Source organism: Anaerolinea thermophila (genome assembly GCF_020723905.1).
Lineage (GTDB): Bacteria > Chloroflexota > Anaerolineae > Anaerolineales > Anaerolineaceae > Anaerolinea > Anaerolinea thermophila_A.
Genome location: NZ_DYHZ01000001.1, coordinates 538,168 through 556,794, shown reverse-complemented (window position 1 = coordinate 556,794; position 18,627 = coordinate 538,168). Strand labels below are relative to the sequence as shown.

Annotated in this window: 13 protein-coding genes; 12 read left to right on the top strand and 1 reads right to left on the bottom strand. The window is 52.6% G+C overall.

Annotation, left to right across the window (positions count from 1 at the left end; all coding sequences use genetic code 11):
- Nucleotides 1–22 precede the first annotated feature (22 nt).
- From LHF31_RS02265 to LHF31_RS02210, 12 genes are all read left to right on the top strand, one after another.
- Nucleotides 23–1,471, top strand: coding sequence for an ABC transporter substrate-binding protein (locus LHF31_RS02265; protein WP_298003186.1), 1,449 nt, complete (start codon nucleotides 23–25; stop codon nucleotides 1,469–1,471).
- A 155-nt stretch (nucleotides 1,472–1,626) separates the two neighbouring features.
- Nucleotides 1,627–4,509 (top strand): extracellular solute-binding protein, encoded by a 2,883-nt coding sequence (locus tag LHF31_RS02260; protein ID WP_303773355.1) that lies wholly within the window; start codon nucleotides 1,627–1,629, stop codon nucleotides 4,507–4,509.
- Nucleotides 4,496–5,425, top strand: a complete 930-nt coding sequence (locus LHF31_RS02255; protein WP_298008839.1) for a carbohydrate ABC transporter permease — start codon at nucleotides 4,496–4,498, stop codon at nucleotides 5,423–5,425. Before LHF31_RS02260 ends, LHF31_RS02255 begins: the two co-directional genes overlap by 14 nt.
- An 11-nt stretch (nucleotides 5,426–5,436) precedes the next feature.
- Nucleotides 5,437–6,345 (top strand): carbohydrate ABC transporter permease, encoded by a 909-nt coding sequence (locus tag LHF31_RS02250; protein WP_303773352.1) that lies wholly within the window; start codon nucleotides 5,437–5,439, stop codon nucleotides 6,343–6,345.
- Nucleotides 6,342–8,351, top strand: coding sequence for a YIP1 family protein (locus LHF31_RS02245; protein WP_303773350.1), 2,010 nt, complete (start codon nucleotides 6,342–6,344; stop codon nucleotides 8,349–8,351). Before LHF31_RS02250 ends, LHF31_RS02245 begins: the two co-directional genes overlap by 4 nt.
- The gene (locus LHF31_RS02240) at nucleotides 8,344–10,584 is read left to right on the top strand and encodes a DUF5696 domain-containing protein (protein ID WP_303773348.1); all 2,241 of its coding nucleotides are present in this window, start codon (nucleotides 8,344–8,346) and stop codon (nucleotides 10,582–10,584) included. The genes LHF31_RS02245 and LHF31_RS02240 overlap by 8 nt, the downstream gene beginning before the upstream one ends.
- Nucleotides 10,581–11,462 carry a carbohydrate ABC transporter permease gene (locus LHF31_RS02235; protein ID WP_298008217.1) on the top strand — a complete coding sequence of 294 codons (882 nt, stop codon included), beginning with the start codon at nucleotides 10,581–10,583 and terminating at the stop codon, nucleotides 11,460–11,462. Before LHF31_RS02240 ends, LHF31_RS02235 begins: the two co-directional genes overlap by 4 nt.
- Before the next feature lie 10 nt (nucleotides 11,463–11,472).
- Complete coding sequence (locus LHF31_RS02230; RefSeq protein WP_298008215.1) at nucleotides 11,473–12,405, top strand: carbohydrate ABC transporter permease; 933 nt, start codon at nucleotides 11,473–11,475, stop codon at nucleotides 12,403–12,405.
- A complete protein-coding gene (locus tag LHF31_RS02225; protein WP_298008213.1) occupies nucleotides 12,398–13,786 on the top strand; it encodes a glucoamylase family protein in 1,389 nt (462 codons plus the stop codon). Before LHF31_RS02230 ends, LHF31_RS02225 begins: the two co-directional genes overlap by 8 nt.
- Nucleotides 13,779–14,834 carry a LacI family DNA-binding transcriptional regulator gene (locus LHF31_RS02220; protein WP_298008211.1) on the top strand — a complete coding sequence of 352 codons (1,056 nt, stop codon included), beginning with the start codon at nucleotides 13,779–13,781 and terminating at the stop codon, nucleotides 14,832–14,834. The genes LHF31_RS02225 and LHF31_RS02220 overlap by 8 nt, the downstream gene beginning before the upstream one ends.
- Nucleotides 14,788–16,020 carry a glucoamylase family protein gene (locus LHF31_RS02215; RefSeq protein WP_298008209.1) on the top strand — a complete coding sequence of 411 codons (1,233 nt, stop codon included), beginning with the start codon at nucleotides 14,788–14,790 and terminating at the stop codon, nucleotides 16,018–16,020. Before LHF31_RS02220 ends, LHF31_RS02215 begins: the two co-directional genes overlap by 47 nt.
- A 4-nt stretch (nucleotides 16,021–16,024) precedes the next feature.
- Entirely contained in the window at nucleotides 16,025–18,343 is a 2,319-nt protein-coding gene (locus LHF31_RS02210; RefSeq protein ID WP_298008207.1) for a beta-galactosidase, read from the top strand.
- A 51-nt stretch (nucleotides 18,344–18,394) separates the two neighbouring features.
- Here the strand turns inward: LHF31_RS02210 and LHF31_RS02205 are convergent, their stop codons facing one another.
- A complete protein-coding gene (locus tag LHF31_RS02205) occupies nucleotides 18,395–18,625 on the bottom strand; it encodes a hypothetical protein (protein WP_298008205.1) in 231 nt (76 codons plus the stop codon).
- Nucleotides 18,626–18,627: the final 2 nt, after the last annotated feature.

The window sequence follows — 18,627 nt, the reverse complement described above, 5'->3', positions numbered from 1 at the left end:
CTTCAGAAGGAGAAGAAAACGTATGAAAACCACCAAACAATGGATCTTTCTGGCAATCATTGCCATGTTCCTTGCCAGCCTGATTGGCTGTGCTCCGCAAGCCACCCCCACTGAGGCGCCTCAACCGACTGAGCCGCCCAAGGTGGAAGCCACCGCAACCGAAGTTCCCCCTACCCCTGAACCCACTGCAACAGAAGCCCCTCAACCGGTGACCCTGCGCTATGCAAACTGGAACCTGGGTACGGAAGAGGAAAATAACATTCAGCGCCAGTTGGTCAAAGCCTACATGGAGATGAATCCCCACGTGACCATTGAGTTCGTGGATATGTCTGCAGAGGGCGGCTGGGACGCCAACCTTAATGCCTATGCCGCCAAAGGCGAACTGCCTGATGTGTTCATGGCAAACAACATGCCCCTGTACGTAAAGAACGGCTGGGTGGCTGACATCACCGATCTGGTCAAGGACGATTCCGACTGGGCGAATGTCCCGCAGGTGCTGAAAGATGGTGTAACCTATGGTGGAAAGGTGCTGGGTCTGCCTGCTGCACAGTTCATCATGGGTTACTTTGTTAACAAGGATCTCTTCGAAGCCGCTAACCTGGATGCCCCCGAATATGGTGTGTCTCCGGAAGATTTCTTTGCCGCAGTGACTGCGCTCAACAATCCTGCCAAGGGTATCCTGGGTCTGGATGAGATGGAATTTGTCCTGGGCTGGTATCCACACACTGTGGATCCGAACCTGAAGTGGTTCTCGTTCGATGGCACCAAGATGAATTACAACTCTGCCGCGTTCAAAGAGGCAATCGCCAAGGTCGCTGAACTGAAACCCTACACCTGGCAGGGCTTGACCGACGAGCAGAAAGCCAACTTCAAATCGCAGGGTCCGTGGGAACTCTTCCTGAATCAGGAAGTGGGTGTGCGCTGGGAAGGCGGCTGGAGCCTGCCTTACTTTGTCCAGAACGCCACCTTTAACTGGGACTTCGTTGGCATTCCAGGCGGTACCCAGGCACTGGTGATGGACATCATGGCAGTTTCCAAGACCACCAAGAATCTGGAAGAAGCCTATAAGTTTGCCAAGTGGATGACTTTCTCTTCCGAAGCCTATGCCAAGGAAGCCGAGTTAGCCAAAGCAATGGGGTCTGCTCCCAAGATGCCCGTGGCGATGGACGATGCCTCGCTGGCGCTGTACCGCGAATTTGTGGATAAACCCGGTGTCAATGCTGCGCTGGACAATCTGGATGCCAGTTTGGTTGAATCGCTGGCGAAGATCATCCCGGGGTACATTCAGGCGCGCTGGGAAGGCAAACCGGGCATTGATATTGGCGAGGACAAAGATGTGAACATGTGGTACATGTTCAACTTCGCCAGTGAGGGCAAGTTCAAGTATGAGGACTATGCCGCAAAACTGGAGGAATTCGCCAATAAGATCCTTGCCGATGCCAAAGCCGAGGTGGAAGCCAGCCTCAAGTAAGGCAGGTGCGGAACTGTCCACCCCCTCGGAAAGATAACCTTTCATTCCTGACCCAAGGGGTTCATCATGGAGACCGCCATGCCCGGACGACGCTCTGCCGGAGAGCCTGAAGGGTATGGCGGTCTTCCTCAACAGCCGATGGATGGGGCCGGGCTATGCTGATGAAAAAAACGATTGGACGCATTCTCTTCTCCCTGATACTGATGCTGGGCATGCTGGTGCCTGTTAGCCATTCCCCGGTGATGGCGGCAACTTCAGCCGGCTGGCAACCAGCCCAGGCTGTGCCCGGGACGATTGAGATTCGCGCCGATTCCTTCGGACGCTCATTAACCAGTCGTCCGGAAGCCCGAACATATTCCAAGCCCGCCGTCTATGTGCAAACTGGCGACCGTGTAACCTTCGATGTAACCATACCCAGAGAAGGGGAATATACGGTCTGGTTTGACATGGCAGCAGTGGGTGACTTGACTGTCAATCCTCCGGAAGGCTCTTTACAGGTAGATGGAGATTTCCCGCTCCCGGAGGCACGCCGGGTGGTCTTCCCGCTCTTTTACCAGAACACGAGCGATCGCTTCCCGCTGGATCGTTATGGTAATGAGATTCTCATTCCCCAACAGCGCTTCATCCGCTGGACAAAAGTCCCCCTGCGTGATGCCGCATTCAGCCACAAATATCCGCTTCGCATAGTCTTGAGCGCAGGGAAGCATACGGTTGATTTTCGTATGACGAAAGAATCCATGCTACTGGGGAGCATTTATCTGGAGCCTTTCCAGCCCTATCCTTCGTATGCGCAATATCTTCAAAGCCATTCCTCTCCCGCCTCCTCGCGGGTGCTGATTGAACTGGAAGCGGAATTTCCCTCTTTCAAAAACGATACCGCTGTGCGCCCGGTGAATAACCGCAGCCTTGGGGTAACTCCTTACGATACCTATCGTTTGCTTCTCAATGCTCTAGGCGGGGACTCGTGGGTGCGCAGTGGGAGTGCTGTGTACTATGAGTTCTCTGTGCCTCAGGAAGGGATGTATCAGATCACCTTCCGGGCATTACAGAATACCAAAAGCAACTTCACCTCTTTTCGGAAAATTACACTGGACGATCAGGTTTTATTTGATGAATTGAGCGCCGTTCCTTTCCCCTATACTTCGGATTGGGAGTACCTGACCCTTGGGGGAGAGGCGCCTTACAACATCTTCTTGACCCAGGGCACCCATGTTTTAGGGATTGAGGTCACGGTTTCGCCCTACGTGCAAGCCATTGAAAAAATCCGGAAAGTCCTGCTGGATATCAATGACCTTTCCCTTGAAATCAAACGCCTGACTGGCAATCAGGTGGATGTGTACAAAGAATGGAACATGAGCGATTACATCCCTGACCTCCGCGAGCGTTTGCTTGCCATTGCCGCGGATCTTGAAGCGGATGTGCATGTGCTCAGCCAAATCAACCGGGGGGTGCGCTCGCAGGAACTGCTGGCGTATCAGATGGCGATTGAGAACATCCGTTTTCTGGCCCAGGATCCCGATAAAATGCCCATTCGCCTCAACCGTTTTTCGGAAGGCACCGGCTCGGCGGCGCAGTTGCTGGGGAGCATTTTGCCCTCGCTCCAGTCCCAGCCTCTTACCCTCGATAAAATTTACATTCATTCCCCCGATAACCCGCCCCAACCGGTGAACATTCCGGTGACCACTTCTCTGGTGGAAGGAGTCAAACGCTTTATCCATTCTTTCCAGCCGGTGCCCTATCAATCCATTGGTGCCGGGGAAGATGAGATTGAAGTCTGGGTCAACCGTCCCCGCCAGTATGTGGACTTAATGCAGACGCTGGCAGATCAGCAGTTTACTCCCCAAACCGGCATTAAGGTGAGATTTGCAATTATGCCTAACGAGTCCAAACTGGCACTGGCGGTTGCCGCGGGGATTCAACCGGATGTGGCGCTGGGCATCAGCACCAATATTCCTTACGAACTTGCCATCCGCAACGCACTGTATGATTTGCGTTCGTTCGATGATTTTGACGCTTTCATTCGCATTTATTCACCCGGCTCATTGCTTTCATACATCATTGATGATTCGGTATATGCCATTCCGGAAACGCAGGATTTCTGGGTGACGTATTACCGCCGCGATGTGATGGGGTCACTGGGCTTGCCCATCCCCCAGACCTGGCAGGAAGTGATTGAAATTCTCCCCGAACTTCAGCGTTATGGTTTGAACTACAATACACCCCTCTCCAGCGGCGCAGGGTTGAAGGGGTATCTGGTCACCGCACCCTATATTTTCAACCATGGCGCGCAACTGTACACCCCGGACGGTATGTCGGGTCTGGGTACAGAGGAAGCCATTAACGCCATCCGCTTCATGGCGGAGAGTTTCACGATTTACGGCATGCCCCTCACCACTGCCAATTTTTACGACCGCTTCCGTTACGGCAGTATCCCGATTGGCATTTCCAACTTTGAGACGTATATCAAACTACTCACCGCAGCACCGGAGATTGACGGTTTATGGGGGATGAGTCTTTACCCGGCTACAGTGTTGCCTGATGGCAGGCAACTGCGCTACGCTACCGGATCTGCGCAAGCCTGTATCATGTTTGCCGATACCGATAAACCGGCGGAGTCGTGGGCGTTCCTTAAATGGTGGATGTCCACCGAGACGCAGAAGTCCTTCCAGCAGGAGTTGATCCTCAACTACGGGCTGGAATACCTGTGGAATTCCGCCAATCTGGAAGCCTTCAAAGCCCTGCCCATTCCTGAAGAGCATAAAGAAGTGATCCTGGAACAGTGGCAGTGGTTGCAGGAACCGGTGAAACTGCCGGGAAGTTACATGCAGGAACGTGAGTTGAGCAATGTCTGGAATCGCATCGTCTTTGATGGCGCCAATCCCCGCGTGGCAATTGATAACGCCGTCATTGTGATTAACCGCGAGATTTTGCGCAAAATGGAAGAGTTTGGGTACATTCAAAACGGCGTGCGGGTCAGGGAAATCAAAGTTCCCACCATTGAAACTGTGAAAGGCTGGATGGAGAATGCAAACCGCTAAATCTCAATCTTCTCTCGTGCTTTCGCTCAAAAAGTGGTGGATGAAAGAAGCCAGTGCCTATGGATTTGTGTCCGGGTATGCGCTGATGTTCCTGATTTTTATCGCGGTGCCGGTGCTGGTTGCCATTTTGCTCTCCTTTACCTTCTTCGATACGATTCAGCCGCCGCATTTCCTTGCCTTAAAGAACTATATCACCCTGTTGACACAGGATGATATCTTCATGCGGTATGTCCTCCCTAATACGATCCAGTTTGCTGTCCTTGTAGGACCGGGGGGATACCTGCTTTCCTTCATCCTGGCGTGGATGCTGGCACAATTGCCCAAAGTGCCTCGCACCATTTTTGCGTTGATTCTTTACTCTCCTTCCATGACGGCAGGAGTGGCGATGACGGTAGTATGGCAGGCGCTGTTCAGCGGGGATCAGACCGGCTATCTCAACAGTTTCCTGCTCAGCCTCAATCTTATTCAAGAGCCGATTCAGTGGTTGCAGTCTCCCCATTACCTCATGCCTATCATGATCATTGTGACTCTGTGGAGCAGCATGGGGGTGGGGTTCTTAGCCATGCTGGCGGGGATTCTCGAGATCAATCCCGAACTGTATGAGGCAGGCAGTATTGATGGCATTCGCAACCGCTTTCAGGAAATCATCTATATCACCATTCCTTCGATGAAACCGCAAATGCTCTTTGGAGCGGTCATGGCAATCGTTGCCACCTTCCAGGCGGGATCCATCGGGGTGACCCTCTCAGGAAGCAATCCTACCCCGCAGTATGCCGGGCAATTGATTGTCAATCACATTGAGGATTACGGCTTTTTCCGCTACGAAATGGGCTACGCAGCCGCGGTTTCGGTAGTGTTGTTGCTGATGGTGTGGTTCTTTGCCCGGGTGGCAAACCGGTTGTTCAGAGAAGAGTAAGGAAAATTGCCATGCGCAGAAGATGGTTTCGAACAGTATCCAGTTATCGCAATCGGGGCATTAATCCACAGGGGTTTCATCCCAGCCAGATTAAGTTTTATCTGATTCTCCTGCCCCTCTCGGCATTTATGCTCCTGCCAATCATCTTTATCTTCTCCCACGCTTTCAAGCCGCCGGATGAATTGTTTGCTTACCCACCGCGTTTCTTTGTCGTCAATCCTACCCTGAAAAACTTCGCAGATTTGTTCAGCCGCATGTCTGCTTCCAGCATTCCGGTCAGCCGCTACCTGTTCAACAGCATTGTAGTGACGGTGGTAACGGTGGTGACTTCGGTGGTGATTTCCTCTACGGCGGCATATGCACTCTCCAAAAAGCGTTTTAAATTGAAGCAAACCCTTTTTGCCATTAATACGGTGGCGTTGATGTTTGTGCCCATTGCCGTGACCATCCCGCGCTTTCTCATCATTGAGCGTTTACATCTGATGGATACCTTCTGGGTGCACATTCTACCCATGCTGGCAATGCCGGTGGGATTGTTCCTTATCAAGCAGTTTATTGACGGCATACCGGATGAGGTAGTGGAAGCGGCGCAGATTGACGGGGCTTCTGACCTGTGGATTTACTGGCAGATCATTCTACCGATGATCCGCCCGGCGATTGCCACCATTGCCATCCTCTCGTTTCAGGCGGCATGGAACAACGCCGATACATCCTCGTTGTACATCACCAACGAAAGTCTCAAGACATTTGCTTTTTACCTCACCACACTGACCTCAACGTCAGCGGGTGCCAATGTGGTTGCCGGTCAGGGAATTGCCGCGGCGGCTTCGCTGATCATGTTCCTGCCGAACCTGATCATTTTCATCTTCATGCAGAGTCAGGTGATGAGCACCATGTCTCACTCGGGGCTGAAGGGATGAAACAGTTTCGCCTTGTTCTGTTGATTTTTGTGGTCCTGCTCGCTCTTCCCAGACCACAGGTGAGCGCTGATCCGCCCTATACCACCTGGGCGCTGGGTCCGGGCGGACGTCTTTTTATGACGCAGGATGCCTATATCCCTGTGGCGGAGGTGGATTTGCCCATCTCTGGCGCGGAGGATATGGTCATTATGCCTGATGGCACTCTCTACGTGGCAGATACGGGTAAGGGCAGAATTGTACAGTTCAGGAATTTTCAGGAAACCATGGTGATGGGCAAGGGTGTTTTGCAGAGCCCAACGGGAGTGTTCGTAGATGAAGATGGACTGGTTTACGTCGCCGATGCCAAGAAGAATGAAGTGTTCATCTTTCAGCCCGATGGCACCCTGTTCAAAGAATTTGGTCGTCCCAAAGAGCCACTGTTTGGAAAGACACGGGAGTTTTTACCGCGCAAAATTGCCGTAGATCCACGTAAAAATCTCTACATCATCAGTGAGGGTTCCGTCAATGGCGTGGTGCAAATGAACATGGATGGGCGCTTCATCGGTTATTTTGGTGCGAACACCGCCACCATGTCGCTCAAAATGATTCTCCAGCGTTTGTTTCTCACCAAAGAGCAACTGGAGCAGTTCGTCAAAAACGAAGCCGCGTCTCCCTCTAACATCACCATTGACCGGCAGGCGATGGTTTATACCATCACCGCCGGTACGTTCCCCAACAAGAGCATCCGCAAATTCACCATCGCCGGGAAGAACGTTTTCCCTGATACTGTGGGCTCTTCCGCCTTTCGCGATGTTCATGTCAGCGAGGATGGTTTACTGGTCGCGGTGAGCGCAGATGGAGAAATTTACGAGTACGATACCAAGGGCTTTTTGCTTTTCCGCTTCAAAGCCAAAGACCAGGGCGATCAGCGCATGGGTACGCTGATCAATCCCACCGCAGTGGCGCGTTATCAGGGACAGATTTATGTGCTGGATAAGGACAAGAACGCGGTGGTTATCTATCGGGCGACGGAATTTGCCCGCCGTGTCCATCAGGGCGTGCGCCTGTACATGGAGGGGTATTATAGCGAAGCCAAACCCTATTTCGAGGAGATCCTCACCTATAATGGTTCGTTTATCCTGGCGTATCAGGCGCTGGCAGATGCTTATTTCAAGGAACGCGATTTTCCCCGCGCTTTGCAGTCCTACCGTTATGCGTATGATCGCCAGGGTTACTCGCAAGCCTTCTGGGAATTGCGCAATGTCATCCTGCAAAAGTACCTTTCGCCTTTCATTGTGGGGGTGATGGTATTCTCGCTGGCGCAGAGCATTTTCCAACGCCTGGAACGGCGGAAGCGCTGGCTGGACCCTGTGCGTGCCTGGTTGAACGGACTGTTGCGCTATAAATGGGTTGACGATTTCGTGTTCCTCTTCCGTTTTATCAAACAGCCTGCCGACAGTTTTTACTACATCAAAAAGAATCTGCGTGGTAGTTTGCGCTTTGCTTTTGTCCTCTATGCGTGGGTGGTGATTGCACGGATTCTCTCGCTGTATCTTACGGCGTTTCCCTTTAACCCATATCCTTCGCCGGCGTTTATCCGGGTGGAGAATGAAATTCTTTACACCGTCGGGTTGATTTTCCTGTGGAACGCTGCCAACTACCTGGTCTCGACCATCAGCGACGGCGAAGGCAGGATTCGCGATGTGGTCATTGGTACGGCGTACAGTTTGTTCCCTTACGCACTGTTTTCATTGCCCATTGCCTTGCTTTCGAATGTTCTGACCCTGAACGAGGTGTTCATTTTCACCTTCTCCACGCAGTTAATGTATGCCTGGGTAGGGTTAATGCTCTTCCTGATGGTGATGGAAATTCACAACTACTCGTTCTCTGAAACCGTGCGCAACATTCTCATCACCCTCTTTACGATGGGCATGTTCCTGCTGACAGGTTACATTCTGTATGTCCTTTTTGGGCAACTGTTCGACTTCATTCAAAGCATTTTGCAGGAGGTCAGGCTCCGTGGCTAAAGCAAAATTCTTTTTCGGGAGAGTGGTTTTGCTTGCGGTGCTGGTGTTCAGCCTCGGTGTTCAGCCGCTTCAAGCCATGCGCCTGCCCGATGCCTATTCCACCAACCAGTACACGCATGTGGATACCCTCCGCACCGACTGGCAGATTCGACAGGATATCCCTGAATCCTACCGCATGGTTGCGGAAAATGAGACTTTCCGCCTGTTCGTGGATTTCGAGCGTCTGGCGTTCAAGGTGGTGGATCGGCGGAGCGGGTATGTGTGGCACTCCAACCTGGACGAGGTTACCCGTGATGATCGTTTGAATAAGACCTGGACGGCGTTTGCTCAGAGCGGTATCAGTATTGATTACCTCGACCAGAAAGCCACTCCCAAACGGGCTTCCATCACAAACGCCAAACACACTCTGGAAGTGAGCCCTGTGGCGCAAGGCGTTGAGGCACTGGTGACATTTACCGATCCGGGAATTACTATCGGTGTTAATCTGATCCTTGAAGAAGACGGTGTGCGGGTAGAGATACCTTTTGATCGTATTCGCCAGGACAGGGCGGAGTTTAAACTGGGTATGCTGTATGTATATCCCTTCTTTGCCGCTACCCGCAGAGATGAAGTGCCCGGCTACATGTTCCTGCCCGATGGTGCTGGCGCGCTCATCCGCTTCAGCGCACAGACCAAAGCCAAGAATATGTTTTACGGCAGGGTGTACGGCGCCGATTTGGGCATGAGTACCCGCATGGCTTTTGACCCGGATTTGCGTCGTCCCTTCCGCGTTTCGGTTCCGGTGATAGGAATGGTGCACGGGTATCATCAAAATGCTTATCTTGCCGTTCTGGAACGCGGTGCGGGTTACGCCGAGATCCAGGCTCACCCTGCGGGTATCATTACCTCGTTTAATTTTCTCCACTATGCGTTTATTTACAATGAGAGTTATTTCCAGCCTACCAACCGTGCCGGTGCGGGGGTGACTGCCCTGCAGCCGCAGACCAACGCTTTTGATGTGGTGTTGCACTACCGCTTCCTCACCGGAGGCGATAGCGATTACGTGGGTATGGCGCGCAGTTACCAGCAGTATTTACGGCAAAAGGGTATGCTCAAAGCCAGTCCCATTCTGGATGATCGCATTGGCATTCGCCTGGAGTTTCTTACTGCTGAGCGCAGGAAGGTTCTCCTCTGGAATGAAGCCATCCCGATGACTACATTTGAGCAGGCCCGTCAGATTGTGGAGACACTTCAGGTCAGTCATCCTGAGGTGATCCTGTACGGCTGGCAACCGCTGGGACCTTCGAGCATGTTCCCGAGCGCGCTGAAACTGGAATCTGCTCTGGGTTCGCAATCAGACCTGCGCGCGCTGGCAGAACAGGTTCATGCACAGGGAGGGCGTCTCTCGCTCTATTTTGACGCGCAGGCGGCTTATTTGGGAGAGCCGGGGTACTCCCCCCGGTTTGATCTGGCTCGTTCCATTGCCAACCTTAATCTGGAAGGGTACAACCGCTTTAAAAAGCAGTATTATTTGAACCTGGATGCCATTCAAGAACGTCTGACCTCGCTGGCGGATGATTTCTTTGAGGATCCCCCCCTGGGGCTGGCGCTGGACGGGATTGGCACGCTTCTCTACAGCGATTTTCGCACCAGGCCACCTTTGAACCGTGAGCAGACCATCACGGCTTACCAGGACCTGTTAAGCGGTTTGCCAACTCCGGTAGGTTTGTACGCGCCGAACGATTATCTGTGGGGCGTTACTTCTGCCGTGTATGATCTTCCATCCTCCAGTAGTGGTTATCTTTACACTACCGATACCGTGCCTTTCCTGCAAATCGCCCTTTCCGGGTTTGTGCCATATTACGGGCAGGCGTTGAATTTTTCTCCTGACCTTCAGGAAGACCTGTTGCGTCATGCAGATTATGGCGTATATCCATCCTTCTTTGTTACCTATCAAGAAACGGCAAAAATCCTCGAAACCCGTTCGCGCTGGATTTACACTTCCTCCATTCATCAATGGCGTGCGGAAATCGAACGGGTGTATGACTGGCTCAACACTCGTCTGGGTGCGGTGCGCGGAGCAAGCATTGTCTCTCGCACGGTACTGCAGGAAGGCGTGGTACTGGTGACCTACAGCAATGGAAAACAAATTGGGGTGAATTACACGGATCAGCCTTTTCAGGTGGAAGGGGTGACTTTCCCGCCGCGGGATGCGATCCTGGTGGAGAATCTGAGTGTGGGAGGTGTGCCATGAACATCCGTAAACTGCTCCGTGGAGAGATGTCGCACCGTGCTCGCGAAGCTCTGCATGGCTATACCTTTGTACTCATCTGGATCGTTGGCTTTCTGGTGTTCACCCTGGCTCCACTGGTGGAAACCTTGCGTTACAGTTTGAATGAAGTCACTGTTATGGCAACGGGCATAGTGATGGATTATCGGGAGTGGCAAAATTACACCCGCGCTCTGTTTACCGATCCAAACTTTGTGGAACTTCTCATTGAATATGTGATCAAAACGCTAGTCTCTGTGCCGGTGGTGTTGATTTTCTCGATGATCATTGCGCTTTTGCTCAACCTGCGCTTTAAGTTGCGGGGGGTGTTCCGCACGATTTTCTTCCTGCCGGTGGTCATTACCAGCGGACCGGTCATCAAAGAACTGACCGCGCAGGGGGCGGCATCTGCACCGCAGGTAGCCTCCTCGGCGGCGGTGACGCAGTTTCTGCAACAGTTGCCTGCTTTTCTGCGTAATCCAGCAGAGTACCTGCTGACTTCGTTTATCCTCATCCTCTGGTTTTCAGGGGTGCAAATCCTGATTTATCTGGCAGGATTCCAGAAAATTGACCGCAGTATCTATGAAGCCGCCGCAATTGATGGCGCCTCGGCTTGGGAATCGTTCTGGAAAATCACCCTGCCCTCGTTAACGTCAACCACCATTGTCAATGCGGTTTATACCATCATTACCCTGTCGCACTTTTCCGAAAATGAGGTGATTCGCTATATCTACTCCCGCACTTATGATGTACAGGGTGGCATTGGTTATGCCAGCGCCATGTCGTATATTTTCTTCCTGGCGCTGGTGGTGCTGCTGGGTGTGGTTTATGCCGGGTTGACCTTTGGCACAAGGGAGCGGTGAGGAGGTTGCCATGAGGTTTACGGTTAACAAAGAACGCATTCGACTGTGGCTTCTGGGAAGCCGTACCAGTTATGGGGCGCTTTTTACCCTGTTTCTTTACCTGCTTCTCATTGCCATTGGTTTTGTCTATCTTTACCCGTTGTTGTTCATGTTCGTCACCAGCATCAAAAGCCCGCAGGATTTGCTCAATCCCATGGTGCAATGGGTCCCCAGCGAGTTGTATCTGGGGAATTATGTCAAAGCCTTCCGGGTGTTGAACTACCCCGTCAACCTGGTGAATACCATTCTGGTCAGTGTGGCTCCATCGCTCATTCAAACGCTGGTGTGCTCGGTAATCGGTTATGGGCTGGCGCGTTACCGGTTTCCGGGGAAGCATCTCATCATGGGGCTGATTCTGGCAACCTTCATCATCCCGCCGCAAACCACTGTCATCCCGCAGATGCTCACCTACCGCCAGTTGGGATTGCTGGGCAATATCCTCTCGCTCCTTCTTCCGGCAACTTTTGGACAGGGATATCGTAGTGCTATCTTCATCCTGATTTTTTATCAGATGTTTGTATCCATGCCCAAAGTGCTGGAAGAAGCCGCTCGCCTGGATGGAGCCTCAGACTGGCTGGTCTTTGCACGTATTGCCGTGCCAACGGCTATCCCAGCCTATGTTATTTCAATCATCTTCTCCATTGTGTGGTATTGGAACGAAACGTACCTGACGGTCATTTTCCTCGAGGGCGGGATTCAGACCCTGCCGATGCAACTGGCAAAATTCACTCAGGCGTATGAAAATCTCTATCCGCCAGGTATGGTCAACATTTTTGACCGCATCAATGAAGCGGTGAAGATGAGCGGCACATTCCTCAATATCCTGCCGCTGTTGTTGATGTATTTTGTCATGCAAAAATGGTTTGTCGAATCCGTAGAAAGGACGGGAATTACCGGTGAATAAACTTTTTGTTTCCCTTCTGTCGGTGGCGCTTGTGCTCTCTGCCTGTGCGACTCCTGCCACACGGACTACGATGTCACCTGTGCTTTCGTTCACCCCCGAGCCTACTTTCACGCAGGTTGTACTCACCGTCACTTCCACGGCAGAGCCTTCTCCAACGTCGACGCTTACGCCGGTACCGGTAGACCCGGAAGAAATTGTGGCTTATGAGATGAAAGGCGCTTTCGATTTCTTCTGGGAACAGGCAAATACCGATCCTGACAGCCCCGCTTATGGGTTGATTCGAGACCGCTACCCCGGTTCAGAGGGCATTGCCAGTATTGCCTCGCTGGGATTTGGATTGACGGCTTACATCGTTGGCGTGGAAAAGGGGTACATTTCCTACGAACAGGCTTTTGAACGGGTGACCCGCACACTGGATACGCTGGAAAATCTGGAGCGGACAGAAGGCTTTTACTATCATTTTCTGGATATGCAATCCGGTAAGCGGGCGTGGGAGAGCGAGGTTTCCAGCATTGATACGGCAATCCTGTTCATGGGAGTGCTTTCCGTCGGTCAGTACTTTGGTGGGGAAATTGAACAAAAAGCCCGGCGCCTGTACGATGCGGTCAACTGGGGATGGTTTCTGGACGAATCCCGGCAGATGTTTTACATGGCTTACCGCCCCGAAAAAGGTTTTGAAGGGCACTGGGATTTTTACGCCGAACAGTTGATGCTTTACGTGCTGGCAGCTGGGTCCGATACCCATCCCGTGGATGCCAGACCCTACTATACTTTTACCCGCCACGTGGCGAAATACGGAGAAGGGGTTAAACCGTTCATTCACTCATGGTTTGGCTCCCTCTTTACCTATCAGTTCAGCCATGCCTGGCTGGATTTTCGCAACTACACAGATCAGAAAGGGGTGAACTGGTTTGAAAATTCGGTGCAAGCCTCGCTGGCGCAGGTGCGTTATGCCGAAACTATGGATGCAAAATACCTGACCCTGGGACCAGACGCCTGGGGGTTAACCGCCTGCGATGGGCCCAACGGGTATGAGGGCAGGTACGGCGCTCCCCCCTCAGGATATGACAATAAAGCCCATCTGGTGGACGATACCATCCCCCCTGCTGGAGCGATTGGCTCGATTGTCTTTACCCCACAAGATTCCCTGCGCGCCATGCAGAATTACTACACCATTGAAGCCCTCAAAGGGCGTTACGGGTTTAAGGATGCATATAATTTGACCAGAAAATGGTATGCCAGTGATGTAATTGGTATTGATAAAGGCATTTCGCTCCTGATGCTGGCAAACTATGAAGATGAGATTGTCTGGCGAATTATGATGCAGAACCCCATCATTCTGAAAGGACTGGAGCGTTTAAATCTGGAAAAACATGGCTAAAAAAGACGGCGTGACCATTAAGGATGTGGCAAAGTATGCCCGGGTAAGCATTGCTGCGGCTTCCTATGCCCTGAACGGAACCGGGACCATCAGCGAAGAAACTCGCCAGCGCGTGCTCAAAGCCGCTGAGGAACTGAATTACCATCCCAATGCCTTTGCGCGCCATCTGAAGAAGCGCAAAACCCATACGATCGGCGTGTTCATTTCCGGGTTTGGCGGGTTGTTCTTTGAACAAATTCTGGACGGCATCCATGCGGTGGCGCTGGAAACACAGTACGACTTAATTGTATGCCCGGCGAGCCGCACCATCAGCAAGATTTTAACTCAGCGCCAGGTGGACGGCGCAATCGTCTTTGACACCCGCATTCCCAGTGAAACTCTCATACGGCTTGCTTCGCAGCGTTTTCCCATTGTAGCGCTGGATCGTTTCCTCAAGGTGGATTATTTATTCCCTCTACTGATTGATAACGTTAACGGCGTCCGGGAGGTGATGGCGCATCTGGTAGAGCAGGGAGCGCGGCTGGTGCACTTCGTCTCCGGTGCCGGGGATTCCTTTGACAACCGTGAGCGTATGCTCACGTTCATGGAAGAAGCCGATAAGCACCAGGTTCAGTATCGTATCTATCAGGGCGATTTCAACGAAAAATCGGGTTATCAAGCCGCTTTGCAGATGATTGAAAATCATGATGTCCCTGAGGCGGTTTTCTGTGCCAATGACCAGATGGCAATCGGGCTGATGAAAGCCTTTCAGGCACACGGGTTGCGCATTCCTGAAGATGTGGGCGTGGTTGGCTTCGATGATATTGTCCTGGCGCCGTTTCTTAACCCGCCGCTTTCGTCGGTCAATATGTCTCGTCATCTGTGGGGAAGCAAAGCCGCGCGGCAGTTAATTGACTTTCTGGAAGAAGAAAAGTCCATCACCATGGAACGCATGCCCACCCGCTTGATTGTGCGTCGGTCATCTCTGCTTCGTTCTTCCTCTTCTCAAGGTGAGGCTCAACATGAAAGCCCGGCAGATTATCGAACAGGAACTCAACGGCTCGATTGACTTTTTCCTGCAAACCACCAATTTGAATCCATCCAGTCGTGGATTTGGGCTGGCAGTGGATACGACAAAAACCCCGCAGATTGCTTCCATTGCCAGTGTGGGGTTTGCCCTGACCGGCTGGGTCCTTGCATATGAACACAGCCGGTTAAGCCGCGCTCAGGCGCTTCAAATTGTCCGCCGCACCCTGCACACTCTGCTGGAGCATGTTCCGCACCACCGCGGTTTTTTTGCCCATTTTCTGGATCTGGAAACCGCAGGGCGGCACGGGAAGTGCGAGTACTCCACCATTGATACGGCGATTTGCCTGAACGGCGTGATCACTGCAGCGGCGTATTTTGACGATGTAGAAACAAATGACCTTGCCGGGGCTCTTCTTCATCGTGTGGACTGGCAGTTTATCGTGTTTGAAAAAGACAATAAGACCCTCTTCCGCATGGCGTACAATCCGGATTGGGATGGGGATTACGTTGGCGGTGATCCGGGTTTTATCCATCAATGGGATATGGCGGCAGAGCAAAAGATGATGTATCTGCAAGCCGCGCCATTCCTCCATTCAGAGACTGCCCGCGCTCTGTATGCCGGGTTTACTCGACACACGGGAGAGTTTGAGGGAAAGTCTATCATCATCAATCCGGGTGGTAACCTGTTCTGTTACCAGTTGAGTGAGGCATGGCTGGATGTCCGCTCGCTGCTGGACCCGGATGGCGTTGACTGGTTTGAAAATTCCCGTCTGGCAACGCTTGCCAACCGAGCCTTTTGCATGCAGAATGCGCATCGCTATCGCACCTATCACGCCCATTCCTGGGGGTTGAACGCAGGCGATAGTCCGCATGGGTACCGGGTTTTTGGAAGCGCCCCTGCCTTGCAGGAACCCGAGCATGATGGTACGGTCTCCATTTCTGGAGCGCTGGCTTCCCTTCCCTTTGCGCCAGAGGAAGTGCTGGCAATGGCAGAGTATCTTTATCATCACCACCCACAGACGTGGGGAAAATACGGCTTCTATGATGCTTACAATCTGGACGTACTTCCGCCGTGGTACAGTCAGGCGCTGTATGGGTTTAACAAAGGTCTTTCCATGATCATGCTCGAGAACTATCTGACGGGGTTGGTATGGGACGTGTATACAAACAGCCCGCTCGTTCAGAAAGCCCTGGGGATTCTGGGCTTTACCTCTAGAAAGGAATAAACTCATGGCAAACTTCTCGGTTAAGGACGGGCAGTTCTGGCTGGATGATCATCCGGTTCTTTTGCAGGCAGGTGAGTTTCATTATTTCCGTACCCCATCCGATCAGTGGGAGCATCGTTTAGGCTTGCTGAAACAGGCCGGGTTTAATGCCGTTGCCAGTTATATTCCGTGGTTGTGGCATCAGCCGGATCCCGATGAAATAGATCTGGATGGGCATACCCATCCTCTGCGCAATTTGCAGGGTTTTCTGGATCTGGCAACGCAGATGGGGTTGTGGATCATTGCCCGTCCGGGACCCTACATTATGGCAGAGACCCGAAACGAAGGTATTCCTGCATGGGTGTTTGAACGGTACCCGCAGGTGGCTTTGATCGGGCAGGATGGCAAGCCTCAGAATATTGTCACTTACCTGCACCCGGACTTTCTTACCTGCGTCCAGACCTGGTATCGGGCAGTGTTTGGGGTGTTGACGCCGCGGCAGGTGACCCACGGGGGAAACATTTTGCTGGTGCAGTTAGATAACGAAATGGGCATGATTCACTGGGTGCGGAATCTGCTGGATATCCATCCCGACACGCTTTCGCGTTTTGCGACGTACTTGCGGGAAATATATGGAAAAAATATCCCCGCAGGCGTACCGTTAGAGGGGTTGGAGGATTTTCTCCGGCAGGAAATGCAATCGCCCAGCGCGGTGTACGGCAGATGGGTTGTGGAGGAATACCGCCGGTTCTACCGGCATTATCTGCGGGAGTATGCCGGATGGCTTTGGGAGCAAGCTCGAGCCTGTGGAATGGAGGTGCCGCCGGTCATCAATATCCATGGGTTTGGGAATGGCGGTAAGACCTTTCCCATTGGCTTGTCTCAACTGGTGGAAGTCATGGAGATTCCGGGTATGCTCAGCGCTACAGATGTGTACCCGCTGGAGATTGGGGAAGGCAATTTTCATCAACTCTTGCTGGTCAACGAAATGACCAGAGCCCTGCAGAATCCCTGCCAGCCGCTCTTTTCCATTGAGTTTCAGGCAGGAGGAAATCAGGATTTTGGCGGTGCACAGACTTCTTTCTACGATTTGCATACCCGTCTGTGTCTGTCGGTGGGCATGCGGGCGTTCAACCATTACCTGTTTTTTGATGGGGAAAATCATCCTGTTCTCAGCCCGGTCAAACGGCATGACTGGGGACACCCGGTGCGAAAGGACGGCTCCCTGCGGCGGCATTACCACCGCTACCCCAGACTTTCACGGGTGCTTCAGGCATATGGGGAGGATTTGACGCTGGCAAAGCCCCGTGTGATCACCACAGTTGGGTTTGTACTGGACTACTTTATGACCGAGGTGAATCATCCCGCTACCCGTCCACAGACGGATGTGCTTACCCATCAGCGAGAGGTGGTTTTGTTTGATTTTATCGCCCGCGGATTGGCACTGATCCATCGTCCGTTCAATGCGGTGGAACTCAGCCGGGCAACTCTGACTCCAGCCCGTTTTCCTGTTTTATGGGTCATGATGGAGAAGCAGTGCGATGCTTCTGTTCAACAAAAACTGGTGGAGTATGTGCAACAAGGCGGCAGGTTGATTCTGGTGGGGCGCATGTGCGAGGAGGATTTCCTTCATCGTCCCTGTACCCTGCTCAGGGATGCGCTGGGCATTCGCGCAATCTACGATGCTGAGCCGTTTGAAGGTGCTTCTATTCGGATCTGGGATTTGCCGGACATCCCTGCATCTTTTGTGGAGCGTTTTGAGGGCGATTTTGACGAGGTCTTTGCCTTTAATCAACAGGGGGAAGCGGTGGGCTTTATTCGTTCTCTGGGCGCCGGGCAGGTTATGATGCTGGGTGCGGCGTTCCCGGCAAATACGCTGGAAGATCTCGAAGTCCTGCACCGCATGGCTGTCCGTATGGATTGCCCATCACAGTTTGAATTGAGCGACTGGCTGGATGTGCGCCTGAGCGAAGGGGAAAACGGCAGGTTCCTGTTCGTCAACAATTACCAGGATGATCCGGTGGAAGCGCGAATCTCATTGCAGGGGCAGGAATTATTTGGCGGGTTGCCTCTCTGCCTGCCCGCACGCCGGGGGTTGATTTTGCCACTGGAGTGGCAGGCGCGCGCTGGGGTGTGTATTGATTATTTGACCAGCGAGGTGACAGGAATTGTGGAGACGGAAGACCGTCTCATATTCCAGATAGAGCCGGCAGAAGGAACGGCACAGTTATCTCTGGATGGCTATCAGGTGATCCATGCTGGAGAGGTGCTCCACCTCCCATCCGGCGCAGTGAGGCTGACGGTTCAGGATGGCAGCATTGTCTTGCAGAAAATTCCTTCTTAAAAAACGGGAGCCTGTTTTCATATCAGGCTCCCAAATGGTTCAGAAATTTACTCAGCCCTGTTTTTTCAGGGTTTCCTCACCCTGAGGGGTGAGGTGATAGACGCCCCCACTTTCGATGAGTAACCCGGCTTCGCGCAATTCGCGCAGACTGCTGCGTACGCGGAAGAGGGGCAAACCCACCAGCGCCGCCAGCGCCTCGGCGGTTTGCGGGGCTTGCTTCACTGCCTTAAGCACCGCCAGCGCTGAAGGGGTCAGGGTACCATCCGGATTGACGCACGCCATAG